This is a genomic window from Corallococcus sp. AB032C, assembly GCF_003668935.1.
GTDB lineage: Bacteria > Myxococcota > Myxococcia > Myxococcales > Myxococcaceae > Corallococcus > Corallococcus exiguus.
In genome coordinates, this window is record NZ_RAWP01000007.1 from 17156 (window position 1) to 37902 (window position 20747).

14 protein-coding genes are annotated in these 20747 nt (G+C 71.6%); 7 read left to right on the forward strand and 7 right to left on the reverse strand.

Going from position 1 to position 20747, the window contains the following annotated elements:
* Positions 1-16: 16 nt before the first annotated feature.
* The gene (locus D7X99_RS04305; RefSeq protein ID WP_121776605.1) at positions 17-541 is read right to left on the reverse strand and encodes an ankyrin repeat domain-containing protein; all 525 of its coding nucleotides are present in this window, start codon (positions 539-541) and stop codon (positions 17-19) included.
* A 59-nt stretch (positions 542-600) separates the two neighbouring features.
* Entirely contained in the window at positions 601-2823 is a 2223-nt protein-coding gene (locus D7X99_RS04310; protein ID WP_121776606.1) for a kelch repeat-containing protein, read from the reverse strand.
* A 381-nt stretch (positions 2824-3204) separates the two neighbouring features.
* Between D7X99_RS04310 and D7X99_RS04315 the strand changes: the two genes are divergently transcribed.
* Together D7X99_RS04315 and D7X99_RS04320 are read left to right on the forward strand one after the other, a co-directional pair.
* Positions 3205-4458 (forward strand): cytochrome-c peroxidase, encoded by a 1254-nt coding sequence (locus D7X99_RS04315; RefSeq protein ID WP_233613082.1) that lies wholly within the window; start codon positions 3205-3207, stop codon positions 4456-4458.
* Positions 4459-4515: 57 nt separating this feature from the next.
* A complete protein-coding gene (locus D7X99_RS04320; RefSeq protein ID WP_233613083.1) occupies positions 4516-4707 on the forward strand; it encodes a hypothetical protein in 192 nt (63 codons plus the stop codon).
* On the opposite strand, the gene rraA is transcribed toward D7X99_RS04320, so the two are convergent.
* A complete protein-coding gene (rraA, locus tag D7X99_RS04325) occupies positions 4659-5156 on the reverse strand; it encodes a ribonuclease E activity regulator RraA (protein ID WP_121776607.1) in 498 nt (165 codons plus the stop codon). The two genes, D7X99_RS04320 and rraA, sit on opposite strands and share 49 nt — an antisense overlap.
* A gap of 117 nt (positions 5157-5273) precedes the next feature.
* Here rraA and D7X99_RS04330 point away from each other — a divergent pair, with 117 nt between their 5' ends.
* Positions 5274-6209, forward strand: a complete 936-nt coding sequence (locus tag D7X99_RS04330) for a hypothetical protein (protein ID WP_121776608.1) — start codon at positions 5274-5276, stop codon at positions 6207-6209.
* A gap of 73 nt (positions 6210-6282) precedes the next feature.
* Here D7X99_RS04330 and D7X99_RS04335 read toward each other — a convergent pair whose 3' ends face one another.
* Positions 6283-7599 carry a hypothetical protein gene (locus D7X99_RS04335; protein WP_121776609.1) on the reverse strand — a complete coding sequence of 439 codons (1317 nt, stop codon included), beginning with the start codon at positions 7597-7599 and terminating at the stop codon, positions 6283-6285.
* Positions 7600-7726: 127 nt separating this feature from the next.
* Here D7X99_RS04335 and can point away from each other — a divergent pair, with 127 nt between their 5' ends.
* Positions 7727-8386 carry a carbonate dehydratase gene (gene can, locus D7X99_RS04340; RefSeq protein WP_120578035.1) on the forward strand — a complete coding sequence of 220 codons (660 nt, stop codon included), beginning with the start codon at positions 7727-7729 and terminating at the stop codon, positions 8384-8386.
* 22 nt (positions 8387-8408) lie between these two features.
* On the opposite strand, the gene D7X99_RS04345 is transcribed toward can, so the two are convergent.
* The gene (locus tag D7X99_RS04345) at positions 8409-9464 is read right to left on the reverse strand and encodes an alcohol dehydrogenase catalytic domain-containing protein (protein WP_121776610.1); all 1056 of its coding nucleotides are present in this window, start codon (positions 9462-9464) and stop codon (positions 8409-8411) included.
* Positions 9465-9482: 18 nt separating this feature from the next.
* Entirely contained in the window at positions 9483-10778 is a 1296-nt protein-coding gene (locus D7X99_RS04350; protein WP_121776611.1) for a universal stress protein, read from the reverse strand.
* A 164-nt stretch (positions 10779-10942) separates the two neighbouring features.
* On the opposite strand from D7X99_RS04350, the gene D7X99_RS04355 reads away from it, so the two are divergent.
* Together D7X99_RS04355 and D7X99_RS04360 are read left to right on the forward strand one after the other, a co-directional pair.
* Positions 10943-13474, forward strand: a complete 2532-nt coding sequence (locus tag D7X99_RS04355; protein WP_121776612.1) for a cation-transporting P-type ATPase — start codon at positions 10943-10945, stop codon at positions 13472-13474.
* Positions 13471-16299, forward strand: a complete 2829-nt coding sequence (locus tag D7X99_RS04360; protein ID WP_121776613.1) for a PAS domain S-box protein — start codon at positions 13471-13473, stop codon at positions 16297-16299. Before D7X99_RS04355 ends, D7X99_RS04360 begins: the two co-directional genes overlap by 4 nt.
* A gap of 7 nt (positions 16300-16306) precedes the next feature.
* On the opposite strand, the gene ppsA is transcribed toward D7X99_RS04360, so the two are convergent.
* Positions 16307-18664 (reverse strand): phosphoenolpyruvate synthase, encoded by a 2358-nt coding sequence (ppsA, locus tag D7X99_RS04365; RefSeq protein ID WP_121776614.1) that lies wholly within the window; start codon positions 18662-18664, stop codon positions 16307-16309.
* A 116-nt stretch (positions 18665-18780) separates the two neighbouring features.
* Here ppsA and D7X99_RS04370 point away from each other — a divergent pair, with 116 nt between their 5' ends.
* Positions 18781-20673, forward strand: a complete 1893-nt coding sequence (locus D7X99_RS04370) for a bifunctional acetyl-CoA hydrolase/transferase family protein/GNAT family N-acetyltransferase (RefSeq protein ID WP_233613084.1) — start codon at positions 18781-18783, stop codon at positions 20671-20673.
* Positions 20674-20747: the final 74 nt, after the last annotated feature.

Sequence of the window (20747 nt, forward strand, 5' to 3'; positions counted from 1 at the left end):
CCGGGTGTCTGTCTTCTCAGGGCTTCGGATCCAGCCGCTCGGCCGCGCGCGCCGCACCCATGGAGCGCGCGTAGTCCAGTGCGGTGCGCTTGTCAGCGTCCCGGACCCGGTGGTCCGCGCCGCGCTGGATGAGCAGCTCCATCATCTCCAGCTTGTCGAACATGGCCGCGAACATCAGCGGCGTGCGGCCATCCGGGCCCGCGCCGTCCACGTCCGCGCCCGCCTCCAGGAGCACCGTGGCGATGGCCTCGTTGCCCTTGAAGGCCGCGCCAGCCAGGGGTGTCTGGCCCGCGTCGTTGGGCTGCTCCGGATCCGCGCCGCGCTCCAGCAGCAGGCGCGTCGCGTCCACGTGGCCGTAATAGCTGGCCAGCATCAGCAGGGAGTCGCCTCGCTCGTTGCGAACCCCCACGGGAAGCCCGGCGTCGAGCAACTCGCGCAGCTTCCCGGCGTCCCCCGAGCGGACCAGCGTGAAGGCGTCCCTCACGGCGGCGTCGGCATCCGAGGGCGGAGCAGCGTTCTTCGGGTCGTTCGTGGGGCTCATGGTCGGTGTTCCTTCCTCGTAGGACATCCCTGACGTGTCGACTTCCCGGGGCGCGGCGGTCAGGGAGTGTAGAGCTCGGCTGCGTTGGAGTCGAAGCTCCCCGACACGACAAGGACCCTGCCGTCGAACAGCAGCGTCGCCGTGTTGAGCGCAAAGCGCGGGACGATTGTGGGCGCGGTGGGCGTCCAGGTGCCCGTTGCCGGGTCGTACAGCGCCGCGGAGTCCGAATACACGGCGAGCGCCTTCCCATTGAGCAGCACCGTCACCGGGCCCTGGAACAATGTGGACGGTGAGCCCGTGAGGCTCCAGGTGCCCGTGGCCGGGTCGTACAGCTCCGCAGTATCCCCCCCCAAGTCGAGCACCCGCCCATCCAGCAGCAACACCGGCCAGCCGCCGATGGGGATGACAGGAGCGCCCGTGGAATTCCAGGTGCCCGTGGCCGGGTCGTACAGCTCCGCAGTGGCGCCCTCCACGGCGAGCACCCTGCCGTCCTGCAGACGCGGCGCCGAGCTCGCCTCACGACTCATGGCCAGGGAGCCGGTCGCGCTCCAGGTCCCCGACGCAGGGTCATAGAGCTCCGCCGACAGCCCACTCTGAACGAGCATCTGGCCATCGAGAAGGAGTGTCGCGGTCTGGCCGGAGCGGGGCTCCGTCATGGAGCCCGTGGGACTCCAGGTGCCCGTGGCCGGGTCGTACAGCTCCGCCGTTCGCAGGGTGAAGAACTCATCCATTCCACCCGCGACGAGCACCTTGCCGTTGAGGAGCAGTGTCGCCGTGTGGCCGTAGCGGCATTCGAGCATGGAGCCGGTCGCGCTCCAGGTATTCGAGGCCGGGTCATACAGCTCCGCCGTGTTGTTGCACTGGCCTCTTTGCGCTTCGCTGCCGCCCGCGACGAGTACCCTGCCGTCCTGCAGCCGCGTCGCCGTGCTGAACAGGCGAAGACTGCCTCCAACCATGGGCCCCGTCAGGGCCCACGTCCCCGGAACGGAACAGCCTGGCAGTCCCGTCACGGTGAAGCTCCGGGTGGCCGTGAGGCCGAATGCATTCGTCACGGTGACGGTGATGGACGGGGGCGTGCCACCACTGGCGCAAGGGGGCGCCGTCCAGGTGACGCGGCTGTGCGTGGAGTCGCCGGTCGGCGTGCCCAACGCGCCGGTGCTCGCGTCCCAGGAGAAGGTGAGCGCGGAGCCCCGCGGGTCGCTCGCCACCACTTCATAGGTGAGCACCTGACCCGGGCTCGCCGTGTCGGAGGAGCGGTAGGAGCGGAGGATGACGGGCGCGATGGGATTGACGGGAGGCGTGCTGGTGACGCACAGGGCGACGGTGCCCGTGTTGTGTCCGCCGCGCCCGTCGGACACGGAGACGGTCAGGCGGCAGTTGTTGCAGGCTTCGGCTGGTGCGAGCGAAGGCGTGAATTGAGTGAAGTCGGAGGACGTGTCGCTGAAGGTGCCCGCGCACGACGCGCTCCAGGCGTAGGAGAGGTTGTCACCGTCCGGATCCGACGCAGTGACGGACACCGTCGTCGGCTGCCCGACGACGAGCTGCGTGGGCGAAGCATCCAGCGAGCTCACTTCCGGTGCGCTGTTGAAGGAGATGGACAGCTCGGCCTCGCCTTCCCCTTCGGGCAGGACGTTGACGACCAGGAGGGCGCTGGAGGCCAGGCCGCGTGAGTCCGTCACCGTCAACGTGAGCGTTTGAATGCCGGTGGTGGCGGGAGCCGTCCACGAGGTGAAGGGTTCGGAGGCCGAGGAGAACGTGCCCGCGGTGGCGCTCCATGCGTAGCTGAGCGTGTCGTCCGGGTTCGGGTCATGCGCGGAGGAGAACAGGGAGACGGTGCCGCCAGCCGCCACGGTGCTTGGGTTCGCCGCCACGAAGTCGATGATGGGCGCTTCGTTCTCGAAGGGCGGCGGCGGGTTGATTTGTTGGAGGGTGATGGCGACGAGGGTCGTCTGGTCCGCGAGGATGGAGATGCCGTCGGCGGAGCCCTCGAAGCGCAACGCGCCCCCGGCATCGAAGGCCTGCGCCAGGAAGGTGCGGTCGGCGCCCGCCGGAATGTTGCCAATGATTCCGCCCCACACCCCGTTCGTTGGCGCGAGCTCCACCGACACGGAGGGGATGGCCGCTCCCCCAGAGGTGACGACGACGCGGGTGATGCCGGATGCGAGAGATTGGGGCACGGCGACCGTGAAGCGCGCCGCCCCCGCATCCCCCGATAAAGCGCCGCAGCCCACGAACAGCGCGGCCACGAGCACCAGCATCAGGTGCCTGTCTGCTCTCTTCATGGACGCCCCCTCTTGGTCGCGATAGCGATTGGGCGGACTATCCAGGATGGAAGGCATTGCCGCCTATGACCCGGGCAGGTGGCCCACCGTCGCTTGCCGGACGACGGAGGCTCCCTGTCGTCAGTAGGGGGTGGCAGGGGCCTTCACGTCCGTGGAGGGATGCCCTTCCAATTCCAAAGGGCAATCCCCTCCTCGGAATCCGACAGCCGACCGCGCTCCCGACCCATGGCCAGAGCCCGGTGGAGACGCCACCCTGGCCGCCGCTCCCAATCCGAGGTGCCGGAAATGCACGGGTCACGGTCATGGTGGAGATTGTTCCTGCTGCTGACGCTGGGAGGGGCACTGGCGTGCGAAGTCGCTCCTGCCCCGGGGATGTTGTCATTGACGTCTCCCGCGAGCGGGGACACAGGCGACGCGAGTTCGCCGGAGACGACTGAATCCCTCCAGGCCTCGGCCATCTTCGAGGCCACGTTGCGCGAGGAGGCCACGGCGGCGCCCGGCGGGCTGAAGCCCGTGGAGCGGCTCGGCAAGCTGCTCTTCTTCGACCGCCGGCTCTCCGAGCCCATGGGCCAGGCCTGCGCCGTCTGTCATGGCCCCGAGGTGGGCTGGACGGGCCCCAGCCTGCTCATCAACCTCACCGGCTCTGTCTATGAAGGCGCCGTGAGGGGGCGTTTCGGCAATCGCAAGCCGCCCTCGTCCGCCTACGCCACGCAGGCCCCCATCCTCCACCTGGTGACGCCTGGACAGGCGGCCTTCGTGGGAGGCAACTTCTGGGATGGCCGCGCCACCGGCGAGGAGCTGGGCAACCCCGCCGCGGACCAGGCGCAGGGCCCCTTCCTGAACCCGGTGGAGCAGAACAACCCCAGCGAGGCCGCGGTGGTGGCCAAGGTCTGCGGCGGCCCGTACGGCGACCTCTTCCGGGCCGTCTGGGGCGCCCGCATCTGCGGCGACGTGCCGCGCGCGTATGACAACATCGCGAGGTCCATCGCCGCGTACGAGGGCTCTCGCGAGGTGAACGCCTTCTCCTCGAAGTACGACGCCTATCTCGCGGGCCGCGCGCGGCTCTCCTCCCAGGAGCAGTGGGGCCTGAAGCTCTTCGAGGGCAAGGCGAACTGCGACAACTGCCACACGAGCCAGCGAGGCCCGCGCGGCGAGCCGCCGCTCTTCACCGACTACACCTTCGACAACCTGGGCGTTCCGCGCAACCTGCTCAACCCCTGGTACTGGCAGCTCCAGTTCAACCCGGAGGGGCCCTTCTGGATAGACACGGGCCTGGGGGGCTTCCTCCAGACGCGCCAGGACTACGCGCCCTTTGCGCGCGCCAACCTGGGCAAGGTCAAGGTTCCCACCCTGCGCAACGTGGACAAGCGCCCCTTCCCTGGCTTCACCAAGGCCTATACGCACAACGGCTACTTCAAGAGCCTCGAGTCCATCGTCCACTTCTACAACACGCGTGACGTGCTGCCGGTCTGCACGGGGAGCACGTCTGGGATTCCTGGCGTGGACTGCTGGCCCATGCCGGAGGTGGGGCTGAACATCAACACGCGGGAGATGGGCAGCCTGGGCCTGTCACCCCAGGAGGAGCAGGCCCTCGTCGCCTTCATGCGCACGCTCTCGGACGGCTACTTCCACTGACAGGCGGGGGCCTCGGGCGCGGCGCCGCCAGGGCACCCGCTGGAGAAGAAGCGGCAGGTGCGGCTGCGCGACCTGGATGAAGAGGACGTGTTGCTGCTGGAGGACGGGCACTGCTTCCGCAGCCCCCGGGCCGAAGCGCTGCGCACCATCGAGCGAGGGGACGCTGCGCTCCGTGTGGCCCGGGGTGGGGAAGGCGAAGGTCAGCGCAGCGCCTTCTGCGAAGTGACGATGCCGTCCGCATCCGCGTAGAGGTGGTGGCCGGGGACGAAGGTGACGCCGGCGAAGCGCACCTCCTCGTCGCGCTGGCCCTCGTTGCGCTTGCCGCTCTTGAGTGGGTGGGCCCCCAGCGCCTTCACGCCGATGGCGGTGCGACCCACCTCCTCCGCGTCGCGGATGCAGCCGTTGACCACCACGCCGGCCCAGCCGTTCTTCTGGCCCAGGGCCGCGAGCACGTCACCCACGAGCGCGCAGCGGCGGCTGCCTCCGCCATCCACCACCAGCACGCGGCCCTGGCCGGGTTCCTCCAATGCCTTGCGCACCAGGGAGTTGTCCTCTGGCGCGCGCACGGTGCTGATGGGCCCGAAGAAACTCCGGCGCCCGCCGTAGTCCAGGAATCCTGGCTCAACAGTCTGGAATTGCTGAGTTCCCGAGTGGGCGTCACAGAGGTCGGCGGTCTTGATGTCAGGGGTGTCGCTCATGACCTGTAGGATGCACGCGTCGGCCGGGTATGGCTGTGATTGCGCGTGCGGGTCCGTCTGTCTTGACCGTGCAATGTTCGAAACCCTATCGTCGGCGCCTTTCTGAGGGGGAAGTTCATGCAAAGGCTGAAGTGGTTCGTGGGCGCGATTGCGTTGCTGGCGCTCGCGTGTGGTGAGGTGTCTGAGACGTCCACGCCCGTGATTCGCGAGGGCGAGGGGCTGCTGGAGCTGCCGCTGGTGTCGACCTCGGCGGGGCGCAGCTACAAGCTGGTGGGCGCGACGTTCGCCATCACCGGGCCGCAGAACGCGACCATCGCGGACACGTCCGCGGAGTCGGTGAGCCTGGCGCTCATGGCCGGGAAGTACACCATCCAGATGAACGGCGACTGGCACGTGGAGCGCACGGATGTGCCGGGCATCACGGTGCCTGTCACGCTGGTGTCTCCGAATCCGCTGACGTTCACCCTGGGCGAGGGCGAGACGCGCCCGGTGCGCTTCCTCTTCAAGGTGCCGGGGGATGGCACCGCGGACGTGGGCATTGGCGTGGACTCGGGCGGATGGGTTTCGGGGACGCTCGTGTTCGAGCCTCGCTCGCCGCCTCCGCCCGGGAGCCCTGCTGACATCTTCGTCGACATGGGAGGGAAGAGCGTTCCCTTCGTCATCAGCTATGAGTCGTCGACGGTGACGCGGTCCATTGAGTACGGGTACAAGCGGATCCAGGTCCAGTCAGGGCCGGTGACCGTCCAATTCGGGGGCGAGACGACTGCCGCGGTGCAGCAGCAATTCGTCGCCGCGCTGAAAGGGGCGACGTTGAGTTTCTTCATGGAGGCCTCCGGGCCTAACAGTGTCTACATGGGGACGTTGTTCCTGGAGAATCAGGCGCACAGCGTCCTGTTCTATCTCGACCTTCCGCCGTCCATCCTCAAGCAGGACGCGGAGGGCTATCCGCTCCTGGAGACCGTGGCTTTTGCGGTGGGGTACTCGCAGCTCTCCACGTTGGGGCTGGGAAGCGCCTACGCAGAGATCCACGACGGCACCTTCGCGCCTCGGTAGCACCCACCGCCGCGCGCCGTTCCCTTCCCGTGGAACGGCGCGCGGCCCCTGGAGCCGTGTTGGAGGCGCGGCTTCAGGGCGCGAAGGGGGGACTCTCGTAACCCACGGTGCCGGTGTTGCCGTCGTAGGTGTTGGCGCTCGGGGTGAAGGTGGAGTTCTTGAAGACGAAGACGCCCCAGCCCGTGCCCTGGGACACGAGCGAGTCGGAGAGCTGCAACCGGCCCCGGCCCGATTGGCCGCCCAGGACGATGTTGCCCTGGATGTCACCCGCGCTCGTGAAGGCGTCGCAGCAGAAGGGGTCGGAACCGCCGTGGCTCACCCGCGCGTGGGCGATGACGTTGTTCGCGTCCAGGGAGCGGATGGAGATGCCCTTCCAGTAGCCCGGCGTCTCCGTCCGGCCCGTGAACACGATGGGCTCCGCCGCCGTGCCCCGCGCCACCAGCGAGCCCGTCTCCGTGATGCGCAGGCCCGACTCCGCCTCGAACTGGAGTCGCACCCCCGGCTCCACGGTGAGCGCGCCCGCGTACTCCACGATGGTGTCCGGGGTGCCGGTGGAGACGCCGTAGGGCACGTCCAGCTTGTGCAACGTCTGGGCGACCGCGGTGTCCGCCTTCGGCGCCGCCATCAGGTGGACGGTGTTGTCGCCGTTGGCCGCCGGACTGGTGGCGCTGTTTCCGGAGAAGACGGTGGTGGCGTCCAGGGCGCTCGCGATGGACAGGCTCACCGTGGCGGGCGCTCCCAGGTTGCCCCGGAAGAGGTTGCGCGAGAAGCCCGGCAGCCGCGCCTTGTTGAAGGCGAAGAGGCCCTGGGTGCCGCTCTTCTCCACCGTCGTGTTCGCGATGCGGACCTGGCTGACGGAGTCCTGGAGCTGCGAGCCCACCACCACGGCGGCGCGGACCTCCAGGCTGCCGCCGGGGCCATGGAAGTAGTCGCAGCAGAAGGAGTCCTCGCTGCCCGCGTAGGAGATGACCACGTGCTCCAGCACGTTCGCGGGGGTGTTGGACTTGAACGCGAGTCCCTTCCAGAAGCCCGGCGCGGCCGTCGTCCCCGTGAAGGTGATGGGTGCGGCCTCCGTGCCCGCCGCGTTGAGGGACCCCGTCGACATGATGAGCAGGCCCGCGTTTGGCCCGAAGCGCACGGTCGTGCCCGGCGCCAGGGTAAGGGCTCCGCTCACCTCCACCACCCCTGTCACCGCGTAGGTGCACTGCTGCGCCCCCGGCTCCCACGTCGTGGCGGCGGTCACTTTGCTGGAGATGTCCCGGACGCAGGTGCCGCCGGGTCCGGGCCCGGGGCCGTCGCCGGGGTCGTCCTCCGAACCGCCACAGGCAGCCAGGACGGAGGCCGCCACGAAGGGTAGAAGCCGCGGGAAGCGAAGCAGGTGTTGCACCATGGAGATCCCCCTGAACGGGCCAGCGGCGGATGCCGCCTTCAGGCGGAGTACGCCGGGCCGCGCGCATATTCTCGGGTGGCGGGGAAAACGCCGCCGGCGGACGGTGGCGGCTCGCTAGACTCCGGGGATGACCGACCGGACGCTGGACGCGCTGTTCCAGAACAACCGCCAGTGGGCCGCCTCCATGGTGGAGAAGGACGCTGACTTCTTCCGGAAGATGGCCGGCCACCAGTCGCCCGAGTACCTGTGGATCGGCTGCTCCGACAGCCGCGTGCCGGCCAATCAAATCGTGAACCTGATGCCCGGCGACCTGTTCGTCCACCGCAACATCGCCAACGTCGTGGTGCACACCGACCTCAACGCGCTGTCGGTGTTGCAGTTCGCCATCGACCTCTTGCGCGTGCGGCACGTCATCGTCTGCGGCCACTACGGCTGCTCCGGCGTGCGCGCGGCGATGGAGCGCAAGCGGGTGGGGCTGGCGGACAACTGGCTGCGCCACGTGCAGGACGTGCACCAGAAGCACGAGCGGCTCCTGCCTGAATCACTGCCGCCCCGCGAGCGGCACGACCGGCTGGGCGAGCTGAACGTCCTGGAGCAGGTGCAGAACGTGTGTCAGACGACCATCGTGCAGGACGCGTGGGAGCGCGGGCAGCCGCTCACCGTGCACGGGTGGATCTACAGCGTGGAGGACGGCCTCCTCCATGACCTGGGCCTCACGCTCAGCGGCCCGGACGAACTGGCCGCGAAGCTGCCCGGAAGCCTCGCGCGCTACGCGGCGGCACCGTAGGCTCCGCCGCGAGCCCGTCCGCTCAAGGCCGGATGGCGACCTTGAGCACGCCGTCCTTGCGCTGGCTGAACAGCTCATACGCGTCCCGGATGTCCTTGAGCTGGAAGCGGTGGGTGAACAGCGGCGTGAGGTCCACCCGCTTCGCGCGCACCACCTCCATCAGGCGCCGCATGCGCTCCTTGCCGCCCGGACAGAGCGTGGTGACGATGCGGTGGTCCCCCAGCCCCGCCGCGAAGGCGTCATAGGGCATTTGCAGCTTCCCGGAGTACACGCCCAGGCTGGACAGCGTCCCGCCGGGGTTGAGCGTGCGCAGGGCGCTCTCGAAGGTCTGCTGCGTGCCCAGCGCCTCGATGGCCACGTCCACGCCGCCGCCGGTGAGCCGCTTCACCTCCGCCACCACGTCCTGGTTCCGGAAGTCGAGCACCACGTCCGCGCCCAGCTTGCGCGCCATGGCCAGACGCGTCTCGTCCCCGTCGACGCCGATGACGAGCGACGCGCCCATGAGCCGCGCCCCCACGGTGGCGCACAGGCCAATGGGCCCCTGCGCGAACACCACCACCGCGTCCCCAATCCTCACTCCGCCGGACTCCGCGCCGCTGAAGCCCGTGGACGCGATGTCCGCCAGCAGCAGCACCTGTTCATCCTTCAGTTCGTCCGGAATGGGGGCCAGGTTCGCCTGCGCGAAGGGCACGCGCGCGTACTCCGCTTGCACGCCATTCATCGTATTGCCCAGCCGCCAGCCTCCGGCCGCCTCCAGCCCCTGGCCGTGGCCGCACTGGGACGCGTGCCCGGAGAGGCAGCCCCGGCACTGACCGCACGGCGTGATGGCGCCCACCAGCACGCGCTGCCCCACCTGGTAGCCCGTCACGCCCGGGCCCAGCTCGTCGATGACGCCCACCATCTCATGGCCCACGGTGAGGCCGGGCTTCACCGGGTACTCGCCGCGCAGGATGTGCACGTCGGTGCCGCAGATGGTGGTGAGCGTCACCCGGACGATGGCCTCGCCCGCGCCCGCCTTCGGCCGCTCCACCTCCTGCACTCCCAGCTTCTGGGTGCCTTGGAACACGGTTGCCTTCATGACTCACCTCGTCTGTCTTCAGGCGCGCGGCATGCGCACCGTCACGGCGGGCCGGTCGCTGCGAGCCATCACCTGCTGCGCCACCGAGCCCAGCACCATCCGGCTCACTCCCGTGCGGCCGTGGGTGCCCAGGCACACCAGGTCCACGCAGTGGCGTTCGGCCGCCTGGGTGATGACCGCCGCGATGTCGTCGCCCTTCAGCACCGACAGCTCGACCTTGTGGCTGCCGTCATGCTCCGGGGACGGCACGCGCAGCTCCAGTTGATGCCGCGCCGCCTGGAGCTCCTCGGGCGTCGCCTTCGCGGGCTCCACGTGCAGCAGGTGCACCGTGCCGCCCGGTGGCGTGATGGCGAAGGCGTAGGCGATGGCACGGTCGCCGGCCTCACCGAAGTCCGTGGTCGCGAGCACCGAGCGCACCCGGGGAGGCTCCTGCTCCAGGCCCTGCTCCGCCGCGCGCACCGGCACGCTGACCACCGACATGGGAGCCAGCCTCCGCGCGGACTGGGACACGCTCCACAGCTTCGCGAGCGCCCTGCGCTGGTGCGTGCCCACCACCAGCAGGTCCACCTGTTCCTCCGTGGCCAGGGCGATGAGGTGGTCCGCGATGCGGCCCAGCCCCGGCTCCAGCCGCGAGCGCACCGGCAGGCCCGCGGCGCGCAGGGGCTCCAGCAGCGACTCGGACTCGCGCTCCAGCGCCTCCCGCAGCTCCGGGGACATGTCCTTGTAACTGTGCGGATGCACCAGTCCCAGCCGCTCCGCCTCGCTCCCCACCCAGACGATGCGGCCTCCCACGACCTCCAGGGGGCCGACCTTCGCGAGCCGCTTCACCCATTCCCGGGCGACCTCGAAGGGCCTGGAGCGGTCCACGCCCAGCATGACCCGCAGGGGGCGCTCGCCCCGCGCCCAGGCCTCCAGACCCGAACCCTCGCGGACCACCAGGAAGGGGACCTCCAGCAGCTGTGCCATCCGGTCGACCGTGCCCCCCAGGCCCCGGAAGGGCGTGTCCTCGCGCGGCGCGCCGGCCACCACCCACTGGAAGCCGCGCTTCGCCACCAGGTCCCGCAGCTCCTCTTCCGGCTCACCCGTGAGGAGCACGGAGTCGACCTGGATGCCGGTGGCCCGCAACCGGTCGCATTCGTCGCGCAGCGTGGATTGGGCGGTTTCACAGATGGCGTCCCCGAAGGTCCTCACCAGGGTCCCGGTCAGGACGTGCACGAGGCAGAGCGGGACGTTCATCCGCCGTGCGAGCAGCGCCGCCGTGTCACAGGCGCGCCGGGCGTCTTCCGAGAAGTTGGTCGCGCAGGCGATGGTCATGGCTCCTCCTTGCGGTCACGTCTCCAAGCTAGTCACCGCGCAAGCGCGGGATGCCCCCGACGGAGCGGCGGGCGCGGGGCACGTCAGGCACCTCCTGATGGCCTCACGGCGGCCGGACGCGTTGCCGGCGCCCATGCAGGACCCCAGCTTCTTCAGGGGGCGTCATGCGAGTCCTGGTTCCTGTCGATCGCCTGCCTCATGGCTGGGAAGACGTGCGCGGTCTGGAGGCGCAAGAGGTGTCGGCGCGCCGCGCGCGCTACGGCCGCAACGACGTGCGAGGCCGGCCTCCCCGCTCCGCGCTCCAGAGCCTGCGCGAGGCGGCGAGCGACCCGATGCTCTGGTTCCTCGTGGGCACGAGCGCCCTCTACTTCGCCCTGGGCGAGCACGTGAACGGCGGGGTGATGCTGCTGGCCCTCGTGCCGCTGCTGGGCATGGACGTCTTCCTGCACCACCGGACCCAGGCCTCCACCGAAGGCCTGCGCGGACGCCTGGCCGAGCGCGCCACGGTGTCGCGCGACGGCCAGGAATCGGAGGTGCCGGCGGAGGACGTGGTGCCGGGAGACCTCATGCGCGTGGAGGCGGGCAGCACGTTCCCCGCGGACGGTCTGGTCGTGCGGGGGCAGGGCCTGCAGGCCGAGGAGTCCTCTCTCACCGGCGAGTCGCTGCCCGTGCGCAAGCGGCCGTTGGGGCGCCTTCCGCCCGGCGCGGAGCCGGCGGTGGAGGCCGTGCATTGGGGGCTCGCGGGGACGCGGCTGCTCACCGGGACGGCCTGGGTGCGCGTCGTCTTCACCGGTCCGGAGACCCTGTACGGGAGCATCATCCGTTCGGCGGGGCAGGAGGCGCGGGCGCGCACGCCGCTCCAGCAAGCGGTGGCGCACCTGGTGGCGGTGCTGGTGGGCGTGGCGGCGGCGCTCTGCGCGGTGCTGGCGCTCGTCCGCCTGCGCCAGGGCTTCGGGTGGCTGGACGCGCTCTTGAGCGCGGCGACGCTCGGCGTGGCGGCGCTGCCCGAGGAGTTCCCGGTGGCCCTCACGTTCTTCCTGGGCGCGGGGGTGTACCGCCTGGCCCGGCGGCAGGCGCTGGTGCGGCAGGCCATCTCGGTCGAGAACATCGGCCGCGTGAGCTGTGTGTGCTCGGACAAGACGGGCACGCTGACCGAGGGGCTCCTGCGGGTGGCCCGGCTGTTGCCGGCGCCCGGGACCTCGCCGCGGGCGCTGCTGGAGACCGCGGTGCTGGCCTCGCGGGAGGAGGGGAGGGATCCGCTGGACGTGGCGCTGCTGGAGGCCGGAGCGCGGGACCTGCCGGAGCCGCCCGCTCCCACCCGCGAGGCCACCTTCCCGTTCACCGAGGAGCGTCAGCGTGAGACGGCGGTGGTGCGGCGGGGGCCCGGGACGCTGCTCGCCGCGGTGAAGGGCGCGCCCGAGCGGGTGCTGGGCCTGTGCGCATTGTCCGAGGACGCCCGGCGGGAGTGGGCGCTTCGCGTGGACGCGCTCGCGCGCGAGGGCCACAAGGTCATCGCGTGCGCGAGCCGGACGCTGGACGCGGCGCACTGGCACGGCGGCGAACCGGACCGGGGCTTCGACTTCGCGGGGCTCGTGGGGTGCGAGGACCCGGTGCGCCCGGGCGTGGAGGCGGCGGTGCGGGAGTGCCGCGACGCGGGGCTGCGCACGGTGATGGTGACGGGGGACCACCCGCGGACGGCGCTCGCGGTCGCCCGGCGGCTGGGGCTTGGGGGCGAACATCCGGTGGTGCTCACGGGAGAGGCCCTGGAGGCGCGGCTGGCCGACACGGGAGGGGCGCCGCCCGTGGACGTGGTGGCGCGCGCGCTGCCCGCCCAGAAGTACGCGCTGGTGAAGGCGCTCCGGAGACAGGGCGAGGTGGTGGCCGCCACGGGGGACGGGGTGAACGACGTGCCGGCGCTCCAGGCCGCGGACGTGGGCATCGCCATGGGGGAGCGGGGGACCCGGAGCGCTCGCGAGGCGTCCTCCATCGTGCTGCTCAACGACGACTTCGGCACGCTGGTGCGCGCCATCGCGGAGGGGCGTCAGCTCTTCTCCAACCTCCAGCGCTGCTTCCTCTACCTGCTGCTCATCCACATCCCCCTGGTGGGCACGGCGGCGCTGGTGCCGCTCTGGGGGAAGCCGCTCCTGTACCTGCCCATCCACATCGTGTGGCTGGAGCTCATCATCCACCCCACCGCGATGCTGGCCTTCCAGGCGGCCGCGAAGCCCGGGCGGCTCACCCCGCTGCGCGCGAGGCCCGCCGCGCGCTTCTTCTCCTGGCGGGAGTGGACCTTGCTCACGGCGGTGGGCGCGCTGATGGCGTGCGGGCTCGTCTGGGCCTACGCGCGGTGCCTGTCGGAGGGGCACGACGTCGAGCGCGCGCGGGCGGTGGCGATGGCCTCGCTCACGCTGGCGAGCGCCACCTTCGCGGCCGTGCTCACCCGGCTGCGGACCCGCACCGCGCGGTGGGTCTGCGCCCTGTCGCTGGGGCTCTCCGTGCTGCTCATCCAGGTGCCCGCGCTGGCCTCGCTCGTGGGGCTGCACCCGCCCGATGCTCGCGACTGGGGCCGGGTCCTCGTCGCCGTGGCCGTCGCGCTGGTGCCCCTGCTCGTCGCGGGGCCGCACGCGCGGGGCGGCCTGCTCCGGGGCCACCGGTGGCGAACCGGCCGGCGCATGACGTCCCCGGAGGCCTCATGACGAACCCGCCTCCCGTCACCCCGTCCGCGCCGCCCCGGTTCCCGAGGGGGAGCGCGGGGGGCGTCGCCGTGGCGAGCGCGTTCGCGGTCCTGTTGGGCGTGCTCGTGGTGGGCGGGTGGGCCCTGTCGCCCTCCACGGCCCCGGGCCGTCCGTCTCCCTGGGACGGATGGGGCCTGGTCTTCGCGGGAGGCGCGCTCTGGCTGCTCCACGCCCAGGGGGCGCGCGGCGCGCGGCGCGCGGTGGGGCGGGCGCTGGCGGCCGGGGTCGTGGTCATGGGCATCACGCAGCTCACCCGGGGCGCTCCGGGAGGCGGGCTGGGCCTGCTGCTCACGGGGCTGTCGCTCTGGACGTTGCACGCGCGCACGCGCCGCGGAGGGCCCCCCGCGCGGTGGCTGGCCGCCTGCGCCGCGCTGCTCGCGGTGTGGGGCCTCGTCGGAGGGCTGTACCAGGGGCACTGGTTCGGGTTGCCCCCCCTGAACACCGTGACGGGAGTCTCCAGGGCGCCGGGACTCCCCCTGTCGCTGGCCCTGCTGCTGCTGTCGGGAGGGCTGCTCTCGCTCCACCCTGACCGTGGGCTGACGGGCGTACTGCTGCGCGAGGACCTCGGGGGGCACTCGGCGCGGCGGCTGCTGCTCGCGGTCCTGCTGCTCGTGCCCGTGACGGGCGCCGTCCGGCTCCTGGGCGAGCGGCTGGGGCTCTACGGCACCACCGAGGGGGTCACGCTCTTCGTGCTCCTGACGATGGCGGCCTTCCTCGCCGTGGTCCTCTGGAACGCGAACGCCCTCTCCCGGCTGGATGCGAGCCGGCGGCGGGTGGAGCAGTCGCTGCGGCTGTCGGAGGCGCGCTTCGCGGGCATCGTCACCCACGCCGCGGACGCCATCATCTCCATCGACGCCGGGCAGCGCATCGTCCTGTTCAACGCGAGCGCCGAGCGCATCTTCGGCTACTCTGCGCAAGAGGCCCTGGGCCAGCCGCTGGACATCCTCCTCCCGGAGGACATCCGGGCCGCCCACATGGCGCACGTGCGGCACTTCGCGCAAGGCACGGCGACGTCCCGGCACATGGGCGAGCGGCTGCCCATCCTCGGCCGGCGCCGCGGCGGAGAGGCGTTTCCGGCGGAGGCCAGCATCATGAAGCTGGACGTGGAGGGCACGCTGCGGCTCACCGTCATCCTCCGGGACATCAGCGCGCGGCGGAAGGCGGAGGACCTGCTGCGCCTGAGCGAGGAGCGCTTCCGCGCCTCGTTCGAGGGCGCGCCCATTGGCATGGCGCTGGTGGGACTGGAGGGCCGCTTCCTCCACGTGAACGCGGCGCTCTGTCACCTGGTGGGCTACTCGCGGGACGAGATGCTCAGCCGGTCGTTCCAGGACCTCACCGCGCCGGAGGACCTGCCGCTGGACGAGGAGAACGCCGAGCGGATGCGCCGGGGAGAGATGTCCTCCTTCCAGCGGGAGAAGCACTACGTGCGCAAGGACGGCCGGCGCATCGCCGTCCTCGTGTGGAGCGCGGTGGTGCTCGACGCGCGGGGACGGCCGGTCCACTTCATCTCCCAGATGCAGGACATCACGGAGCGCCAGGAACTGGAGCAGGCCTGGCGCTTCCTGGCGGACGTGGGGCCGCGGCTCGCGGCGTCGCTGTCGTCCCGCACGACGCTCGCCACGGTGGCGGCGCTCGCCGTGCCGACGCTGGCGGACTGGTGCGTGGTGGCCTGCCTGGACGCGAACGGGCACATCCATCGGGTGGAGCACGCGGCCGCGGACGCGCGCACCGCGGAGCGGCTGCGGGCGCTGGACGCGGCGTATGGACCGGAGTCCCTCTTGCCAGCCCCCCTCGTCGCCTCCGTGCAGGACACGGGACGGCCGGTGCTGCTGCCGGAAGCGCCACCCGGAATGCTCGGCGCGGCCGCGGTGGACGCCGGGCACCCGGAGCCGCTGCCGCTCCGTTCGGCCCTCATCCTGCCGCTGTACAGCCGGGAGCGGAACCTGGGCGTCATCCTCCTCGCGACCTCCGGAGCCGGGCGCCGCTACGGAGCCCGGGAGCAGGCCCAGGCGGAGGAGCTCGCCCGTCGCGCCGCGCTCGCCATCGACAACGCCGGCCTGTACGAACGGGCCGAGCAGGCCATCCGCATGCGCGAGGACGTGCTGCGCATCGTGGCGCACGACCTGCGCACCCCGCTCAACGTCATCCAGTTGAGCGCGAGGATGCTGGAGAAGTACCTGCCTCCAGGTGACGGCGCCCGGCCGCGCCTGGAGACCCTCCAGAAGTCGGTCCAACGGGCGAACCGGCTCATCCAGGACCTGCTGGACGTGGCCCGGATGGAAGGTGGGAACCTGTCGGTGGAGCGCAAGCCGCTGGAGGTGGCGCCGCTCATCCAGGAGGCCCTGGAGCAGCACCGCGGGCTCGCGGAGGCAAGGTCGCTCCTGCTCCAGACCCACGTGCCGGAGGGAGTGCCCCGCGTCCTGGCGGATCCGGAGCGGCTGTCGCAGATCCTCTCCAACCTCCTGGGCAACGCGCTCAAGTTCACGCCCGAGGGAGGCCGCGTCCTCCTGCGCGTCCAGCCGGAGGCGGGCCAGGTCCGCTTCCTCGTGAGCGACACGGGCCCCGGCATCGCGGCGGAGGACCGGCCGCGCATCTTCGAGCGCTTCTGGCAGGCCGGACCGAAGCGCAAGGAGGGCGCGGGGCTGGGGCTCGCCATCGTGAAGGGGCTGGTGGAGGCCCACGGCGGCCAGGTCGGCGTGGACAGCGCTCCCTGCGCGGGCAGCACGTTCTTCTTCACGCTGCCGACGGCGGAGGGCGCCCAGGCGCACGCCGGGGCCTCCACCTGAGCGCGGCCTACCGGCGCAGGGCGGACTCCAGCAGGAGCCGCCGCTCCGCCGCCGCCACGACCGCCCGGGTCGCGCCGACGGCCCCTGGATCCACGGAGAGGGACGTGATGCCCGCGCGCACCAGGTGCTCCGCGAACGACGGGCGGTTCGACGGGGCCTGGCCGCAGAGGGACGAAGTGATGCCCGCCTCGCGGCTGGCCCGGATGATGCGGACGATGGCGTCCAGCACCGCCGCGTCCTCCTCGTCGAAGAGCTCCGCGCAAGACTCCGAGTCCCGGTCCACGCCCAGCATGAGCTGCGTGAGGTCGTTGGAGCCGATGGACACGCCGGTGATGCCCATCCGCGCGTACTCCGGGATGCGGTAGACGACGGAGGGCACCTCCGCCATCACCCAGCGCTCCAGCCCGCGGTGGTGCCCCAGCGGACTTGCGTCCACGGCCTCCAGGCACGCCTCCAGCTCCCACTTCGTCCTCACGAAGGGAATCATCAGGTGCAGGTTGGGCGTCTCGTCCCGCACGCGGGCCAGGACCTCCAACTCCAGCCGGAACACCTCGGGCTCGCGCAGGTAGCGGTAGCAGCCCCGGAAGCCAATCATCGGGTTGGCCTCGTCGGTCTCGAACTCGCCGCCTCCTTCCAGTCCCCGGAACTCATTCGTGCGGAAGTCCGTGGTGCGATACACCACCGGGCGGCCCCGGAAGGCGCGGGTGATGGTCAAGAGCGCCTGGGACATCCGCTCGACGAACTCGCGGCTCCGTCCCTGGGCGATGAGCTTGCGTGGGTGCACGCCGCCCAGGGCCTCGGTGAGCATGAACTCCGCCCTCAGCAACCCCACGCCGTCCACCGGGAGCGCCGCCGCCTCCCGGGCCTGTCCCGGCAGGGCCAGGTTCACGTAGAGCCGCGTGCCCAACGCCTCCGGCCCGGTGGCCTCCCGGGGCTGGGGACCCGCGTGGGGGGAGGGCGGCCCCACCACCGCCGCGGAGGGCGCTTCCCTGGCGCGGCCCTCGCGCACGGTGCCGGCGGCGCCATCCACGGTGACCTCCTCCCCATCGCGCAGGACCTTCGTGGCGCTGCGCGTGCCCACCACGCAGGGCTTGCGCAGCTCGCGGCTGACGATGGCCGCGTGGCACGTCATGCCGCCGCTGTCGGTGACGACCGCCGCCGCGCGCCGCAGCGTGGGCACCCAGTCCGGAGAGGTCATGGGCGCCACGAGGATTTCACCGGCCTCCAGCTTCGAGCCCTCCCGGGCGTCACGCAGCACCCGCACGCGGCCGACGGCCACGCCGGGAGACGCGCCCAGTCCGCGCACCCGCGCCCGGTCCGGGGCCGCGGCGGGCTCCGGAGCCTGCGGGGCCTCCGGTGCGGCGGCGGACACCGTCGTCACCGGCCGCGACTGGACCAGATAGAACCGGCCGTCCTGCTCCGCCCATTCGATGTCCTGGGGCGCGCCGTAGTGCCGCTCCACGCGCAGCCCCAGCCGCGCCAGCTCCAGCACCTCCACGTCCGTGAGCACCCGCGCGCGGGCCCGTTCCGGTGGGAGCTCCTCGCGCTTCTCGCGGCCCACGCCGTCGCGCACGAGCTGGAAGGACTTCAGGCCCACGCGCGTCTCCAGCAGGCGCGGCCCCTCGCGGTCCACGACGTAGGTGTCGGGCTCCACCTGTCCACCCACGACGACCTCTCCCAGGCCGAAGGCCCCCTCGATGACGAGGTGCCAGCGGTTTCCGGTGGAGGGATCCACGGTGAACATGACGCCCGAGCGCGTCGAGTCCACCATGGCCTGCACCACCACGGCGATCTCCGGGACTTCCGTGAGCCCCTGCGCCTTGCGGTAGGCCACCACGCGCGGGCCAAAGGCCGACGCCCAGCACGCGCGCACGCGGTCGAGGAGCGCGTCATCGCCCGCCACGTTGGTGAACGACTCGTGCATGCCCGCGAAGGAGGTGGTGGCGGTGTCCTCCGCGGTGGCGGACGAGCGCACCGCCACCGCGGAGCACTCCCACAGCCGGTGGTACGCCGCGAGGATGGAGGTGTCCAGCCAGTCGGGCAGGGGCGCCTCCAGCACGAGGCCGCGCAAGGACTCCGTGACCTCGGCGAGCGACCGCGGATCATCCGGATCCACGCGCTCCCACAGCTCGCGCAACCGGGCGCGCGCGGGCTGCATCGCCTGCTGGAAGGCGGCGGCGGTGATGACGAAGCCCGGGGGCACGGGCAGCCCGGCGCGGGTCAGCTCTCCCAGGTTGGCGCCCTTGCCTCCGGCCTGGGCCACGTCCTCCCGGGACAGGGCGTCGAACCAGAGGATGGATGGGGGCGGAGCCGGCCGGGCTTCTGGTGCCTGGGGAGAAAGCTCTGGGGGAAGGGACGGGTCCATGGTCTTGGGCTCCTCGCGCTCCTTCCAAGCTGAGGCTGGCGCCTTCCGGACGTACACCGTCAGGGGAGCAGGGACACCGCGAGCCTGCCCGCCGCGGCGCGCGGAGGACGCGCCCCGTGCTTATCCGGACCGGTATGGACGACTGGACCCAACGCTACGCGGACCGGGTGAGGACCGCCGGGGAGGCCCTGCGCGCCGTCCTGCCGGGAAGGCGCATCCTCATCGGTTCGGGCGCGGCCGAGCCGGTGACGCTGGTGCGGGCCCTGGTGGACGAGCGGGGCCCCTCCCTGGCGGACAACGAGGTGGTGCACCTGCTGACGCTGGGGCCCGCGCCCTACGTGGAGCCCGCGCAAGCCGGGCGCTTCCGCCACGTCGCCTTCTTCATCGGGCCCAACGTGCGGCAGGCCGTGCAGGAGGGGCGGGCGGACTTCATCCCGGTGTTCCTCTCCGAAGTCCCGGAGCTCATCCGGAGCCGGAAGATCCGCATCGACGTGGCGCTCATCCAGGTTGGTCCGCCGGACGCCCACGGCTACGTCAGCCTGGGCGTCTCCGTGGACATCGTGCGCGCCGCGGTGGACGGGGCCTCGCTCGTCATCGCGGAGGTCAACCCGAACATGCCGCGTACGCACGGGGACTCGTTCCTGGACGTGCGCCGCATCCACCACCTGGTGCCGGTGACGCTTCCGTTGTTGGAGGTCCATCCCGAGCCACCCGACGCGGTGTCCCGGAGCATCGGGGAGCACGTCGCCCGGCTCATCCCGGATGGCGCCACGTTGCAGTCGGGCATCGGGAGGATCCCGGACGCGGTCCTGGCGGCGCTGGTGGACCACCACGACCTGGGCATCCACACGGAGATGCTCTCCGACGGCGTCATGCACCTGGTGGAGGCGGGCGTCATCACCGGACGGAGGAAGACGGTGCTCGCGGGCAAGCTCGTCACGTCGTTCATCATGGGCAGCCAGCGGCTCTACGCCTGGGCGCATGACCACCCGGCCATCGAGATGCGGCCGAGCGACGACACCAACGACCCGGCGGTGGTGGCGCGCAACGCCCGGATGGTCGCCATCAACTCCGCCCTGGCGGTGGACCTCACCGGCCAGGTGGCGGCCGACACGCTGGGCGGGTGCTTCTACTCCGGCATCGGCGGGCAGGTGGACTTCATCCGGGGCGCGAGCCGAAGCCCTGGAGGCCGGGCCCTCATCGCGCTCCCCTCCACGGCGCAGGGCGGCACGGTGAGCCGCATCCAGCTGGCGCTGGAGCCCGGCACCGGCGTGGTGACGAGCCGGGGGGACGTCCACTCCGTCGTCACGGAGTACGGCGTCGCGGAGCTCTGGGGGAAGAGCATCCGTGAGCGCGCGCTCGCGCTCATCAACGTCGCCCACCCGGACTTCCGGGCGGAGCTGCTGGCCGCGGCCAAGGGACGCCGCTGGGTGCTGCCGGACCAGGTGGTCCCCCGCGCGCGCTACCCCTGGGCGGAGCAGCGGCTGGAGCACACGCTGTCGCACGAAGCGCTGGTCGTCCGCCCGGCCCGCATCACGGACGAGCGCGCCCTGCAGGACCTGCTGTACGGCCTGTCGCGCGAGAGCTGCTACCGGCGCTTCATGGGCTTCAAGAAGGAGTACCCGCACGAGGAGATCCAACGGCTGGTGGACCTGGACTTCGAGCACGACATGGCGCTGGTCGCGTGTCCGCCCGGCACGGAGGAGGTGGTGGGCATGGTGCAGTACAGCGTGGATCCCGCGACGCGCCTGGGGGACGTGGCCTTCCTGGTCCGGGACGACTGGCAGGGCCGGGGCGTGGGGACGGTGCTGATGCGGCGCATCCGCGAGGCCGCCATGGCCCGGGGCATTCCCGGCTTCCAGGCGGATGTCCTGGTGACGAACAGCTCCATGCTGGACGTCTTCCACGAAAGCGGCCTGCCCGTGCGCAGCCGCCGCGAGGACGGCATGTACCACCTGGAGCTGCTCTTCCCGGAGGCGCCCGCTCCGCCGGCCCCCGCGCCCGGGTGAGGGGCCGCGCGCCGCCTGCCCCTGTCCGGAGCTCTTGCGCGCTCCACTGCTGGCCCCAACGTTCCACGCAGAGA

Excerpts from the sequence above, each read along its gene's own strand:
- D7X99_RS04310 (WP_121776606.1), bottom strand. The coding sequence starts at position 2,823 with ATGAAGAGAGCAGACAGGCACCTGATGCTGGTGCTCGTGGCCGCGCTG.
- D7X99_RS04330 (WP_121776608.1), top strand. The coding sequence starts at position 5,274 with ATGCAAAGGCTGAAGTGGTTCGTGGGCGCGATTGCGTTGCTGGCGCTC.
- D7X99_RS04305 (WP_121776605.1), bottom strand. The coding sequence starts at position 541 with ATGAGCCCCACGAACGACCCGAAGAACGCTGCTCCGCCCTCGGATGCC.
- D7X99_RS04355 (WP_121776612.1), top strand. The coding sequence starts at position 10,943 with ATGCGAGTCCTGGTTCCTGTCGATCGCCTGCCTCATGGCTGGGAAGAC.
- D7X99_RS04335 (WP_121776609.1), bottom strand. The coding sequence starts at position 7,599 with ATGGTGCAACACCTGCTTCGCTTCCCGCGGCTTCTACCCTTCGTGGCG.
- D7X99_RS04345 (WP_121776610.1), bottom strand. The coding sequence starts at position 9,464 with ATGAAGGCAACCGTGTTCCAAGGCACCCAGAAGCTGGGAGTGCAGGAG.
- ppsA (WP_121776614.1), bottom strand. The coding sequence starts at position 18,664 with ATGGACCCGTCCCTTCCCCCAGAGCTTTCTCCCCAGGCACCAGAAGCC.
- D7X99_RS04350 (WP_121776611.1), bottom strand. The coding sequence starts at position 10,778 with ATGACCATCGCCTGCGCGACCAACTTCTCGGAAGACGCCCGGCGCGCC.
- rraA (WP_121776607.1), bottom strand. The coding sequence starts at position 5,156 with ATGAGCGACACCCCTGACATCAAGACCGCCGACCTCTGTGACGCCCAC.
- D7X99_RS04360 (WP_121776613.1), top strand. The coding sequence starts at position 13,471 with ATGACGAACCCGCCTCCCGTCACCCCGTCCGCGCCGCCCCGGTTCCCG.
- can (WP_120578035.1), top strand. The coding sequence starts at position 7,727 with ATGACCGACCGGACGCTGGACGCGCTGTTCCAGAACAACCGCCAGTGG.